The organism is Methanosarcina acetivorans C2A, from assembly GCF_000007345.1.
Taxonomy (GTDB): domain Archaea; phylum Halobacteriota; class Methanosarcinia; order Methanosarcinales; family Methanosarcinaceae; genus Methanosarcina; species Methanosarcina acetivorans.
In genome coordinates this window covers 5,680,116-5,693,410 of record NC_003552.1, presented here as the reverse complement: position 1 = coordinate 5,693,410, position 13,295 = coordinate 5,680,116, and the positions used below count along the sequence as shown (strand labels likewise).

General features: G+C 45.8%; 8 protein-coding genes, 2 tRNA genes and 2 rRNA genes. 8 read left to right on the top strand and 4 right to left on the bottom strand.

Annotated elements, in window-relative coordinates:
• Positions 1-43: 43 nt before the first annotated feature.
• Both MA_RS24075 and rrf read left to right on the top strand, forming a co-directional pair.
• A 23S ribosomal RNA gene (locus MA_RS24075) occupies positions 44-2,947 on the top strand.
• Positions 2,948-3,021: 74 nt separating this feature from the next.
• A 5S ribosomal RNA gene (gene rrf, locus MA_RS24070) occupies positions 3,022-3,143 on the top strand.
• A gap of 147 nt (positions 3,144-3,290) precedes the next feature.
• On the opposite strand, the gene MA_RS24065 is transcribed toward rrf, so the two are convergent.
• Positions 3,291-5,342 carry a tetratricopeptide repeat protein gene (locus MA_RS24065; RefSeq protein WP_162013106.1) on the bottom strand — a complete coding sequence of 684 codons (2,052 nt, stop codon included), beginning with the start codon at positions 5,340-5,342 and terminating at the stop codon, positions 3,291-3,293.
• A 582-nt stretch (positions 5,343-5,924) separates the two neighbouring features.
• On the opposite strand from MA_RS24065, the gene MA_RS24060 reads away from it, so the two are divergent.
• The 6 genes from MA_RS24060 to tpiA all read left to right on the top strand — a co-directional run bounded on the left by MA_RS24060 (position 5,925) and on the right by tpiA (position 9,834).
• Complete coding sequence (locus tag MA_RS24060; protein ID WP_011024483.1) at positions 5,925-6,533, top strand: YIP1 family protein; 609 nt, start codon at positions 5,925-5,927, stop codon at positions 6,531-6,533.
• Between the two features lie 162 nt (positions 6,534-6,695).
• Positions 6,696-6,767, top strand: a tRNA-Cys gene (locus MA_RS24055).
• 71 nt (positions 6,768-6,838) lie between these two features.
• Positions 6,839-6,910, top strand: a tRNA-Cys gene (locus tag MA_RS27820).
• A 176-nt stretch (positions 6,911-7,086) separates the two neighbouring features.
• Positions 7,087-7,701: an endonuclease III domain-containing protein gene (gene nth, locus MA_RS24050; RefSeq protein ID WP_048066030.1), complete on the top strand. Its 615-nt coding sequence runs from the start codon at positions 7,087-7,089 to the stop codon at positions 7,699-7,701.
• A 225-nt stretch (positions 7,702-7,926) separates the two neighbouring features.
• Complete coding sequence (locus MA_RS24045; protein ID WP_011024481.1) at positions 7,927-9,105, top strand: bifunctional 5,6,7,8-tetrahydromethanopterin hydro-lyase/3-hexulose-6-phosphate synthase; 1,179 nt, start codon at positions 7,927-7,929, stop codon at positions 9,103-9,105.
• A gap of 60 nt (positions 9,106-9,165) precedes the next feature.
• On the top strand, positions 9,166-9,834 hold the full coding sequence (tpiA, locus tag MA_RS24040; protein WP_011024480.1) for a triose-phosphate isomerase: 669 nt from the start codon (positions 9,166-9,168) through the stop codon (positions 9,832-9,834).
• A 158-nt stretch (positions 9,835-9,992) separates the two neighbouring features.
• Here the strand turns inward: tpiA and MA_RS24035 are convergent, their stop codons facing one another.
• Genes MA_RS24035 through MA_RS24025 form a run of 3 tightly spaced genes read right to left on the bottom strand, consistent with a single transcriptional unit; the run spans position 9,993 to position 13,072 of the window.
• Positions 9,993-10,871, bottom strand: a complete 879-nt coding sequence (locus tag MA_RS24035) for an ABC transporter ATP-binding protein (RefSeq protein WP_157860414.1) — start codon at positions 10,869-10,871, stop codon at positions 9,993-9,995.
• Entirely contained in the window at positions 10,868-11,935 is a 1,068-nt protein-coding gene (locus tag MA_RS24030; RefSeq protein WP_011024478.1) for a FecCD family ABC transporter permease, read from the bottom strand. The genes MA_RS24035 and MA_RS24030 overlap by 4 nt, the downstream gene beginning before the upstream one ends.
• A 15-nt stretch (positions 11,936-11,950) precedes the next feature.
• Positions 11,951-13,072 (bottom strand): iron ABC transporter substrate-binding protein, encoded by a 1,122-nt coding sequence (locus MA_RS24025; RefSeq protein WP_048066029.1) that lies wholly within the window; start codon positions 13,070-13,072, stop codon positions 11,951-11,953.
• Between the last annotated feature and the right edge of the window lie 223 nt (positions 13,073-13,295).

The following is a 13,295-nucleotide window of genomic DNA, read 5'->3' as shown; positions in this document are numbered from 1 at the left end:
GTATATGTGCTGTATACTGGACGCTTACTGGACCTGGTTAGGTAATTAGGAATTATGCTATCAGGTGGATGGCTCGGCTCAAGAGCTTATGAAGGACGTGCCAAGCTGCGATAAGCCCGGGGTAGGTGCATGGAGCCAATGAACCCGGGATTTCCGAATGGGACCTCTCCGTAGTGATCATTCATGATCGGGAACGCTCCGAATTGAAACATCTCAGTAGGAGCGGGAAAAGAAATCAATTGAGATGCCGTAAGTAACGGCGAGTGAAACCGGCACAGTTCAAACCGAATCCCTTCGGGGACATGTGGTGTTGTAGGGCTGTTCAAACGTCTGGCGGTAAAATCGAACTTGCCTGGAACGGCAGACCATAGAGTGTGACAGTCACTTAGATGTACGCCAAAAGACCGGAACATGTCCCTGAGTACCGTGCGTTGGATATCGTGCGGGAATTTGGGGGGCACCAACCTCCAAAACTAAATACTCCTTGAGACCGATAGCGAAATAGTAGGGTGACCGAACGCTGAAAAGTACCCCGAGAAGGGAGGTGCAAAGTGCCTGAAACCTGATAGTGATGGAACGATACGGCATGAAAGGATCTCTGGCATGAAGGAATCATTCGCGAGGATGTAGTACGAATGTCACTGCCAGTGTCGTATCTTACGTTTTGAAGAACGGGCCAGGGAGTGTATCTTGGTGGCAATGGCTAACCTTTTATCTGGGCAGCCGAAGCGAAAGCAACATGTGCGCAGCCTTTTGGCGAGGCACGACGTATACAAGTGCGTGGAGTCACCGGGGTACGACCCGAAGCCGGGTGATCTAGGCGTGGGCAGGTTGAAGCGTGGCGAAAGCTACGTGGAGGACCGTAAACGGTATTGATCTGCAAATCATTCGTGTGACCTGCGTCTCGTAGTGAAATGCTAATCTAACCCGGCATCCGCTGGTTCCTTCCGAAACATGTCGCAGCATGACCTGACTTGAGATCGTCGGTGGAGTAGAGCACTGATTGGCGATTCCGGGGGAGAAATCCCTCGCTCGCTTGTCAAACTCCAAACCCCCCGTCATCCTAGAAAGTCGGAGTCCGGACTGCTGGGGTAAGCTTGTAGTCCGTAAGGGAGACAACCCAGCCCGTGGTTAAGGTCCCCAAGTGTCGACTAAGTGTTAATACTAAAGGGCGTCCCAAGCCCCAGACAGCTGGAAGGTTAGCTTAGAAGCAGCTACCCTTCAAAGAGTGCGTAACAGCTCACCAGTCGAGGTTTGGGGCCCCGAAAATTGACGGGGCTCAAGTCGACCACCGATACCACGGAGTACCGCAAGGTAATCTCGTAGGAAGGCGTTGTGTTCGGGTCGAAGCAGGGCTGTGAAGTCCTGTGGACCGTTCACAAACGAAAATCCTGGTAATAGTAGCAGCAAAGCAGGGTGAGACTCCCTGCCGCCGAAGGGGCCAGGTTTCCTCGGCAATGTTCGTCAGCCGAGGGTTAGTCGGTCCTAAGACGTACCGTAATTCGAGTACGCCGAAAGGGAAACAGGTTAATATTCCTGTACCATTTAGCGTTTAGTCTGACGTCTCAGGGCAAGCCGAGCGGCGTCGTCGCGCCGTCTAAGCAGCGAACCCCGTGGAGAGCCGTAATGGCGAGAAGCGGGCGAATCTGTAATGGCACAAGTCGGCTTCACCCCGGGACCCGTGAAAAGGACAGCTAAATGTCCGTACCGAGAACTGACACAGGTGCCCCTAGCTGAAAAGGCTAAGGCGTGTCGGAGTAATTCAGTTAAGGGAATTCGGCAAATTAGCTCCGTAACTTCGGGATAAGGAGTGCCTGCTGTGTAGACAGCAGGTCGCAGTGACCAGGGGGCTCTAACTGTCTAATACCAACATAGGAGATTGCAAACCCGTAAGGGCTAGTACAATCTCTGAATCCTGCTCAGTGCAGGTACCTGAAACCCCGGTTCAACGGGAAGAAGGGCCTGTAAACAGCGGGGGTAACTATGACCCTCTTAAGGTAGCGTAGTACCTTGTCGCTTAATTGGCGACTTGCATGAATGGATCAATGAGAGCCCTACTGTCCCTAACTGGAGTCCGGTGAAGCTTACATTCTAGTGCACAGTCTAGAGACCTCTAGGGGGAAGTGAAGACCCCGTGGAGCTTTACTGCAGCCTGTCGTTGGGTTGTGGTTCTGGATGTACAGTGTAGGTAGGAGGCATCGAAGCGGGTGCGCCAGCATTCGTGGAGCCGTCCTTGGGACACTACCCTTCCGGGACTACGACCCTAACTCTGAGAAGAGGACCCCGATAGGTGGGCAGTTTGCCTGGGGCGGGACGCCCTTGAAAAGATATCAAGGGCGCGCAATGGTTGACTCAAGCGGGTCGGAAACTCGCTGAAGAGTGCAAGAGCATAAGTCAGCCTGACGTTATTCAGCACAGCAGTGGATGACGAGACGAAAGTCGGCTCTAGCGAACTTTTGAGCCTCCTTGGTGGGGGCCAAAAATGACAGAAAAGTTACCCCGGGGATAATTGAGTCGTTGCCGGCAAGAGTACATATCGACCCGGCAGCTTGCTACCTCGATGTCGGTTCTTTCCATCCTGGCCGTGCAGCAGCGGCCAAGGGTGAGGTTGTTCGCCTATTAAAGGAGATCGTGAGCTGGGTTTAGACCGTCGTGAGACAGGTCGGTTACTATCTACTAGAGGTGCCCGAGGTCTGCGGGTAAGCTGCTTTTAGTACGAGAGGAACCAAGCAGCGGCGCCACTGGTGTACCGGTTGTCTGACAAGGCATCGCCGGGCAGCTACGCGCTCAGGAATAAGAGCTGAATGCATCTAAGCTCGAACTCTGACCTAAAAAGAGACCTCTTTAAGGATTCCGGTAAAAGACCGGTTTGATAGAAACGGGATGTAAGCACCAAGGCAACGAGGTGTTCAGTCCGCGTTAACTAACCATTCGTTCCTTTCACTTAATTCAGGTCCAGGCGAAATCCAGTATGCAGCACATCTATACATGACTTTTTCCATATCCAATTTATAGGTTGAGTTTGGCGGCCATAGCGGTAGGGCAACTCCTGTACCCATCCCGAACACAGCAGATAAGCCTGCCCGCGTTCCTTACTGTACTGAAGTGTGCGAGCCTTCGGGAACTCTGGATCGCTGCCAAGCTCACCTTATAATACTTTCAATTCTATTCTGAAATTGCTTTTGAACTTGATTTTTGTGCTTTGCTGTTGTTTTTGAAACTGCTTCTTTCATAGCTTACAGCCTTGCTCATTGCATAGTTCTTTCATTACTATTCAGAGCAAGCGGAAATTATTTGTTGTTACTCTCAATCTTTTGGTAGGCTTTTTCAAAATTTTCTTCTCCCATTTTTTCTTTCAATCTATCCATGTCTTTTTTAATCCTATCAAGCTGGTGCAGTGTTTTTGCAATTCCGCTTTTGTCCCCCAGTTCTTCTTTAATTTTCAGTGACTGGTTATACTTTTTTACTGCTTCTTCGTAGTTGCCCTGAGAATAATGAATATTTCCAAGCTGGTGCAGTGTTATTGCAATTCCGCTTTTGTCCCCCAGTTCTTCCTTTATTTCCAGTGACTGGTTATACTTTTTTACTGCTTCTTCGTAGTTGCCCTTATCGTGATGAATCATTCCAAGCTGGTGCAGTGTTTTTGCAATTCCGCTTTTATCCCCCGGTTTTTTGTTCATTTCCAGTGACTGGTTATACTTTTTTACTGCTTCTTCGTAGTTGCCCTGAGAATAATGAATATTTCCAAGCTGGTACAGTGTTATTGCAATTCCGCTTTTGTCCCCCAGTTCTTCCTTCATTTCCAGTGACTGGTTATACTTTTTTACTGCTTCTTCGTAGTTGCCCTGCTGCTGATAAATAATTCCCAGACTATGACTTGTAGAAGAAATTCCAACTTTATCATGGTTTTTTGAGAATATTTCTTCAGCTTTTTCCAGGCATTTTCTGGCTTCGTAGGGCTTTGATATCTTTATAAGGAATATTCCTAGGTCAAGGAGATCCTTTCCATCTTGCAGAATGTCGTAATCTGTCCAGAATTCTTTAAGTTTTTCTGTGACAAGGTTTAAGCTACCAAATCCGTCATAAACCATTATTCCTGTTTTAATTCTTTTTTTCTTTTGTTCGGCATTGGGTTCAAGCTGGTCAACGATTTCCAGCAATTTTGCTGCGGCTTTACGGTATATTTCCCTATCATCTTTGATTTTCATTATGGAGTTAAGCATCTCCAGAATGTAGGTTCCGTTATCTGCTCTGGCGAGTTCTTCAAAGCTGTGTTTCAGAATAGTACCGGAAAAAAATTCTCGGTTGATCAGATATTCCGATAGGACATCGGGAGTCAGGTGGTATTTTGATTCATGCTTGGCAATATGCCCGCTTTTTTCCATTTCTATCATTGTTTTTTCATACTCTTGCGGGATATTTGCCACTCCGCCAGTAAGTTCTCCCTCTGCAAGGAATTCTATAAAATCTTCTCCGTATTCTTTCTGGAAGTCTTTTATGATTTTGTCAAAAAAGTCTTTGCTTGTTCTGATGCCCTGAAATACCTCTTTTGCATTCCTGTCGGGGTCTTCTCTTATGTAATCGAGAGCCAGGAGAGCTATTGCAGGATTTCCTTCCGAAATCCTTTCGACCTTTTTTAAGTCTCCGTCTTCCAAGTCCTTTAGTATCCCGTTTATATCCATTCTTCCCAGTTTGATTTTTCTGATTGAAACTTCCCCTATCTTTTCCTTCAGGGCCTTAACGAATATCGGTCTTGTGGTAATGATGAGCTTTGAGTTTCGTCTTAATGCCTTATTTTTTATTTCGTTGAACACTTCCATGTTATACTGATAATCATCGAAAATGAGTACCGTCTTTTCCGAAAGTTTGGCGTTTAATTTTTCTTCAATATCCTTGGGGTTTTTATAATGCCTTAGATTTGCAAATAGGCAATTTCCTTTGAATTTGAAATTTCCTGTAAGTTCTTTGGATTCATTAATTTTTATGGATATTTCAATTGCAAGTTTGGTTTTCCCGATCCCGCTTTCCCCACATATTATGAGAACTTGCTCTGAACTCTTTAAAAAATCGGCTGCTTCTTCTATCACGTCTCGTTCAATGTTGTTTTCTATTCTTTGAACATAGGGCACTTCAAGCTTTTCCAGTTCCTTTTCCGTGAAATATTTTTTGTACTCTACAAGTGCTTCAGCGTCCTTCGGAGTCGAAGGTTTCGAAATGTGATTCTTGGATAAATAGAGTATGATACCTACCAGTACAGGTAGAGCAGTAATTATTGCACATATTAGAGCAACGTCTTCGTAATAAGGCAAAACAAGTGCTCTGATCTCCGATAAGTTTGTCATTGTTGAAATCAGAATCAGGGTATACATTAAAAATCAGTAAAGTTTTGGATTATGTACTATTAATGAATTTTGATTTTATTGGTCGTTTATCTACATGGTTGACATTTTCGGAAAAAAGCAATCCTTGGCTCAAACTCCTGAATCCTAACCCATAAAACCTTATTCGCCATATGGTGTCGTTCATGTCCCGCTCGACGCAGGAGAGCGGTCTTTCCCGATAAGACAAAAAAGAGCCCGAAGAATGAAAATAACAGGTCCGCAAGCAAAAACTACTGAGGGCGTTTGTGAGTTAAAAAAGCAAAAAAGGTTAAAACTGTATGAATTTCAGTATCTCTCTTGAATATCTTTTAATTCCTTTTGTGCAGGGCCGCCAGACAAGCTGGCGGAGGCGCTGATATTTATCCGCGTATTTAAATGAGGTATTTGGTAAACAAAAAGGAAACACTCGAAACAGACGAATTTGTTTCTGAAATGTGCGGCTTCATTACATGCGAAAATGAATACCTCTAATCGTTTGGTGAAACTTCCTGTTTTCTGTAGTCCGAATACCCTGTTAAATCTGAAAATGGATTTTGTTTTTGAATGACAAATCTCTTTAAATACGGTTCATGCATATTTTTAATGGGGATAATAATGGATTATATCGAAACTTGGAAAGAAGTTATACAAAGGCCGTCTGATTTTTACAGAAGAATGCCAACGACCGGAGGATATAATGAACCTATTACCTTTGCAGCACTCAGCTATCTGATATACTGGCTTTTAACCGCACTTTTTAACCGCGGAATGATGAGGGGCATGTATGGGTACGGCGGTATTACCGAATTTGGTTTTTCCACTGCAATTATAACTGCGGTTGTAGCACTTATCATGAGCATCATCTCTATCTTTATCGGAGCCGCAATACTCTATGTTATTTATAAAGTGCTTGGAGGATCTGGAACTTACGAAGGCACTTTCAGGTTCATATCTTATGCAACCGCTGTAATGGTAGTCTCCTGGATTCCTTTTATCGGCTGGATCTTCGGGCTTTACGGAATATATCTTTACATTGTGGGCGGCATGGTTGTACATGATGTAAGCATGGTGAAATCGGCGATAGCTGTACTCCTGCCTATTGTAGTGATTATTTTGTTGGCTGTAATTGCGGCAATGTTTGTTGTGTCCAGTTTTTTCAGCGCTATTGTCTAACCCGTTTTTATCCGGTTAGGTTATCTCTTTCCGGGAGGTAACACAATATATTTTTTTATGTTTTGATTGTCAAATTCTTTCGGAATTGCTGCTTCAAGCTAAATATTTATATATTAGAAATTACTTTAATTGCATCTACACGACTGATACGTGCTCAAAAATGCCAAGATGGCGGAGCGGCTACGCAATCGCCTGCAGAGCGATTCCATTCCGGTTCGAATCCGGATCTTGGCTTTTTCTCTTTTAATATTCGATTTGACCTAAAAGTATATATCTAATAAAGTTGTTTAAGAGAACCTACCTGTGCCAAGATGGCGGAGCGGCTACGCAATCGCCTGCAGAGCGATTTCATTCCAGTTCGAATCTGGATCTTGGCTTTTTAATATTTTTTTTACTCAAACATTTTTTGTTTCTCAAACACTTTATTTTTCTCAAAACATTTTCTGTTTTCTTTTGAAATTATTTCCAAGATTTTTTATCCGCTTTTTTTGCCCGATTCTCGAATTACGGTTTTAATTTGGTATTTTATATTAAGAGAACACTAACTCTGGACATGGACCTTGATGAACTCATGCGGAGGCTTTTCGAACTTTACCCTGAGGGCTATACTGATGGCTCAAGAGACCCATTTTTTGTGTTAATCTCCACTGTCATGTCTCATCGGACTCGGGACGATGTCACCTATCCTGCAGCAAGAAAACTTTTTGAGAGGTTTTCGACCCCCGAGGAAATGGTCGGGGCGGATGTTGAAGAAATTGAAGCGCTCATAAAAGATGTGGGCTTTTACAGGGTCAAATCCGGGAGGATAAAAGAGATTTCCGGGATTCTGCTCGAGGAATACGATGGCGAAGTTCCGGATGATATGGAAACTCTCCTCAAGTTGCCGGGAGTTGGCCGAAAGACAGCTAACTGCGTACTTGCCCATGCTTTCCTTAAAGATGCCCTTGCAGTGGACACACACGTTCACAGGATTTCCAACAGGCTCGGGCTGGTTGAGACTAAAACTCCCGAAGAGACGGAGCTTGAATTAAAAAAAATTTTTCCGCAGAAATACTGGAAACATATAAATCTCTTGCTTGTAAAATTAGGACAGAACATCTGCCGACCGATTTCCCCAAAGTGTGAAGTCTGCGTCCTGAACGATATGTGTCCGAAAATTCTCCTTTAAGCAGGAGTTTCCGGAAATTCCGTAATTATGGAATCAAATTGCGGAGAACCTGTGAGCTGTCGAAAAACTGTTTGGGATATCCAAGATTATTTATATCAGGCTGGCGTTTAGCAGGCAAAAGGGTTATACTACCCTCAGTTTAAAGACAAATTCGCTCTCAAGCAACCAACTATCAAACACTTAATAACACTTAATATTACTTTCATCGCATTTACGAGGTCAAATATGTTTCAGATAGGAGAAGCATTGATGGGGCAGGGCTCAGAGCTCGCCCATGTTGATTTGATGATAGGAGATAAAGGAGGCCCTGTAGGGCAGGCTTTTGCAAACGGCCTTACCCAGCTTTCTGCAGGACACACCCCGCTTCTTTCCGTTATCAGGCCAAATCTGCCGCCTAAACCTTCAACCCTCATCATCCCGAAGGTTACCGTAAAGAATATGGATCAGGCAGCAAAAATTTTCGGCCCTGCTCAGTCGGCAGTTGCAAAGGCAGTAGCAGACTCCGTAGAAGAAGGTGTAATCCCGAAGGACCAGGTTGAGGACCTTGTCGTTGTAGCAAGCGTCTTTATCCACCCCGAAGCCCAGGACTATAACAAGATCTACAGATACAACTACGGTGCAACAAAACTCGCAATCAAGCGCGCTCTTGAAGGCTTCCCGGACATCAATAAAGTTCTCGAGGAAAGCAACAAGTCCACCCACGCAATCATGGGTTTCAAGGTCACCAGGCTCTGGGACCCGCCATACCTGCAGGTTGCTTTTGACAACCCGAACCTCGAGTTCGTGCTTTCGGCTATCTCCCAGATCCCGAACAGCGACCACGTCATTATCGAAGCAGGCACACCTCTCATCAAGCGCTACGGCGTGGATGTGATTTCCAAAATCAGGCAGGTCAGGCCCGATGCCTTCATCGTTGCTGACTTAAAGACCCTGGACACCGGAAACCTTGAAGCAAGGATGGTTGCAGACGCTGCAGGCGATGCCATTGTGGTCTCAGCCCTTGCCCCGATCAGCACCATTGACAAGCTCATTGAAGAAGCTCACAAAACAGGCATCTATGCAGTCATGGACACTCTCAACCAGCATGACCCGATTTCGGTCTTAAAGCAGCTCAAAGTCATGCCTGATGTCATAGAACTCCACCGCGGAATCGACATCGAAGGTACCGAACATGCCTGGGGCAACATTGGCGAGATCAAAAAGATCGCTCCGAAAGCTCTGATCGCCGTTGCAGGCGGAGTCCGTCTCGATAAGGTGCCTGTAGCTCTGGGCCAGGGCGCTGACATCCTCGTGGTCGGACGTGCCATCACCAATGCAAAGGACGTCAGGGAAGTTGCCGAACAGTTCATAAACGCCCTTAACAAACCGGAGATTGACCAGTTCAGAGTCATGACCGACTTCTAAAAGCGTGGGTTTCCACGCTTTTTCTTTTTCATTTTCTTTTCATTTTCAGGAGGGGATTTTTTGGGTTCACCATTCATTTTACTGAATTATAAGACTTATAATCAGGGCACAGGCCAGGGAGCAGTGGAAATTGCCAGAGCCTGCAGAGCCGTATCCGAAGAATCAGGTATCGAGATTGCAGTAGCTCCACAGCTTCCGGACATTTACAGGGTAGCTTCGGAAGTTGAACTTCCGATTTTTTCCCAGCATATGGACGGAGTAGGGGCAGGAAGCTTTACAGGCCATGTTTTCGGAAAATGCATAAAAGAAGCAGGAGCTGTCGGGACTCTGATCAACCACTCTGAAAGGCGTCTGACCCTTGCGGAAATTGAGGCATCCTTAAAGGCGGCAAAAGAATTCGGGCTAAGAGCGGTTATCTGCACCAATAACGTCCCTACAACTGCAGCAGCTGCAGCCCTTGAGCCAGACTATGTAGCAATCGAACCACCGGAGCTCATAGGCAGTGGAATTCCTGTCTCAAAAGCCGACCCTGAAGTTGTCAGCGGTTCGGTTGAAGCCGTTGCAAAGATCAATTCCGGAGTAAAAGTGCTTTGCGGTGCCGGAATTTCAAAAGGTGAAGACCTCAGGGCAGCCCTTGACCTTGGCTCGCAGGGTGTACTCCTTGCTTCCGGAATCGTGAAAGCTGCAGACCCTAAGGCTGCCCTTGAAGACCTTATTCGCCTGGTTTAAGTTTTATTTTCCTGAATTTCAGGTCGAATATTCGAATTTGTTTTCAGGTACTTGATGGGAGGTTTTACCCTTTTCCATCTCCAATTTCAATTAAAAAGAATCAGGTTTTTTTAACAGGGCTTATGAACAGGATCTAAGCTTGATTTCTAAATCTGGAGTTAAATTTCAGGGATAATCATCCTTTTTCCTTTATGTTCCAGGATCTCGACGTCTATGCCGTACGCTTCCTTTATTTTTTCGGGGGTCATCACCTTTTCCGGAGCTCCCGAACTGACTATATTTTCCACAGGGTAAGTTAGAATGTTCTCTTTTTCAGGAGAAGCTCCCGTGTTGGGATCATGCCGGCTGGAAATATTTTCGTTTTCCGGGCCATGCAGTTTTCTCAGGAGAATGATCTCGTCAGAAAACAGCAGGGCATGGTTTGGTTCGTGCAGGGTCATCAGCACGGTGATATTCCGGGTTTTTGCCAGGTTGATTATGGTTTTCAGGACATGAATCTGGTTTTTCAGGTCAAGAAAGGACGTCGGTTCGTCAAGCAGGAGAAAATCAGGCTCCTGGGCAAGAGCTTTTGCAATCATAACCATTTGCCGCTCTCCTCCGCTGATCCGGGTGTATTGTCTCCTGGCAAAATGCGCTATCCCCATAAATTCCAGGACCTGATAGGCTTTTTCAATATCTTCTTTTCCTGGGGTTGAAAACATGGAGATATAGGGCATGCGGCCTGTAAGTACGACGTCCAGCACGGAAAAAGGAAAGGAGGATTTGTGCATCTGGGATACGTGTCCCAGAATCCTTGAAAGCTCTCTGTTTGCAATTCCCTCTATATTCCTGCTGTCGATATACACGGTTCCTTCATTCTGTCTGAGAAACCCGTTTATGATTTTCAGAAGGGTCGTTTTCCCGCAGCCGTTAGGGCCTACAAGGGTTACTACCGACCCTTTTTTAATTGAAAAGTTGATATTGTTTAAAACCAGGTTTTTTTCGTAGCTCAGTGTCAGGTTCTCTACGGATATGCCTTTGTTTTGGTTTTCGTTCATTCCCATCCCCCTATTTTTGTAGTCCTCAGGAGGTAGAGGAAAAAGGGAGCTCCGAGAAGTGTGGTAATAATCCCGACAGGGATTTCAAACCCGAAGGCAGACCTTGCAACATCGTCCACGAGGGCGAGAAATGCAGCTCCGAAGGTGATCGAAAGAGGTATGATCTTCCTGTGGTCCGGGCCGAAGATCATTCTGAGGATGTGGGGGACAATCAGCCCCAGAAGCCCTATAATTCCCGCTACGGCTACGGCCGCCGAGGCTGCAAGGGAAGCCGCGATTATGAATATTGCCTTATACAGCTCGACGTTCATACCCACTGCTTTTGCTTCTTCTTCTCCGAGGGCGAGGACGTTAAGTTTCCAGCGCAGGAGATATATGAGCAGGCAGCCGGCGAGCACAAGAGGAAAAGAATCCAGAAACTTTGTCCAGTGTGAGGTGTGGAGGCAGCCCAGGGTCCAGTAAACGATACTCTGGACGGCTTTTTCGTCAGTAGTAAACTGAATTATCGAAAGCAGAGCTGCAAAGACCGATGAAGTGATTACCCCCGAAAGCACAAGGGCAACAGTTGAAGTTTGCCCTCCAGTCCTTGCCATTACATAAGAAAACCCGAGCGCTGCCAGGCTGAAGATAAACGCCCCTGCCTGGACGGGCAGTTCAGGGATAACTGCGATAGACAGTGCAGCTCCGAAAGCCGCTCCCGAAGAAAGTCCGAGGATGTAAGGACTTACGAGGGGGTTTCTGAATATCCCCTGAAACGTGGCTCCTGAAGTTGAAAGAGCTGCTCCTGCCATCATGGCAAGCAGAACCCTTGGGAACCGGATGTTGAAAATAACGGTGTCATAAACCGAAGGATAACTGTATTCATATGCAGTAAAGTGGGATAGAAGAACCCTGAGTAGTTCCGGAGGAGATAAAGGGTAGGTCCCGAGGAAAATCGAGAAAAAGAACACAGGTACGGGCAAAAGTAAAAAGCCTATAAATGCCAGGCTTCTCCATTCCAGACAAAAAGGGATTTCCGGCCTGCAGACCGGATACCCGTTTTTTTCCTTTTCCGGGAATTTCATGCCAGATCCTGTTCCTTATGCAGGTTCGAATCCCGGATAGTGGACCCCGTACACGTCAACATAATACTGATCCGTTTCTGCTGTAAGGTTCAGGGCTGCAAATTTGTCAGGGTGCAAATCTTTTGCAACATGCATTATTGCAAGGGGCAGTCTGGGGGAGTGGAAGTCATAGACAAAAGGATCCGAGATCTCATACACTCTTCCGTTTTTCACGGCAGAAATTTCTTTCCATGTGCTGAAATCTATTCCGTCCACGGTATCTCCGGAAGTAATGTTTACTGGGTCAAGGTTTTCGTTATTCCACATGTATATGACCTCCGGATCCAGTGCAAGCAGGGCTTCCAGGTTCAGGACAGGGTGTTCCACATTCTTTGTTTCGTTCGTCCAGTTATTGAGGATGTTTACTCCCCCTGCTCTCTCTACGAGGTCGTTGGCTGTACTGTTCAGGCCTGCAGTGCCGTATACATCTCCCCACATCCAGTATACTGTCGGTTTTTCTTCGGGAGATAGGGCTCCGGTTACATCCGTAACCTTTTCCATACTTTCATTCATAAGCTCAATAACTTCTGCTCCGCGCTCTTCCTTTCCGATGAGTTTGCTGAGCGTTTTCATCTGCCTCTGCAGGTCATCAAGGCTGTCGATGTAAACCCCATAGACAGAGGTATTGAGGGTCTCTTCGATTGCTTTTATATCTTCACTTCCCCAGTCCGATGCCCAGAGGAATACAACCTGAGGGTCTGCCGTTGCTATGGTTTCGGTACTCGGCTGTTCGCTTCCTCTGGAAAGCCTTTTCTCATCATAACTCGGGTCGATAGCCCTGAAGAAAGGTGCCTTTGTGTCCTCATACCAGACAGCTCCTATTCCGCTAATTTCATCGGCACCTCCCACGGCATACATCGAGTTCATGGCATTTTCAACCAGAAACACGGTTCTTTCACAGGGATAGGGAACTGGTATCTCTCTTCCGATATCGTCAGTAACGATTATTACAGCGGATTTAGCCGAGACGGGACCGGAATCGGAACTGGAACTTCCACCCTTTTTTTCTTCACCCGCCGAATTACTCACACAGCCGCTTAAAGCGACTGAAGTTAGCAGTATGACTGCCATAAAGATAACTTTAGTTTTGATCTTCATCTTTTTCAAACTCCGGGAGCTGTGTAAACAGTTTCACTGCTCATAACCACGGTTTTCATTGCTTTCACAATTGTAACTTATGTATCCCAACAGTCATCTAATATTAATTTACAAAAACTAAAAAAATAAGGCAATTTAATGTTACTTTTCTATCTTAATGTAATAAATCTGGGTATTTAAATTTGTTGAGCTCAACTAAATAAATACATTTATATGCAGTCTC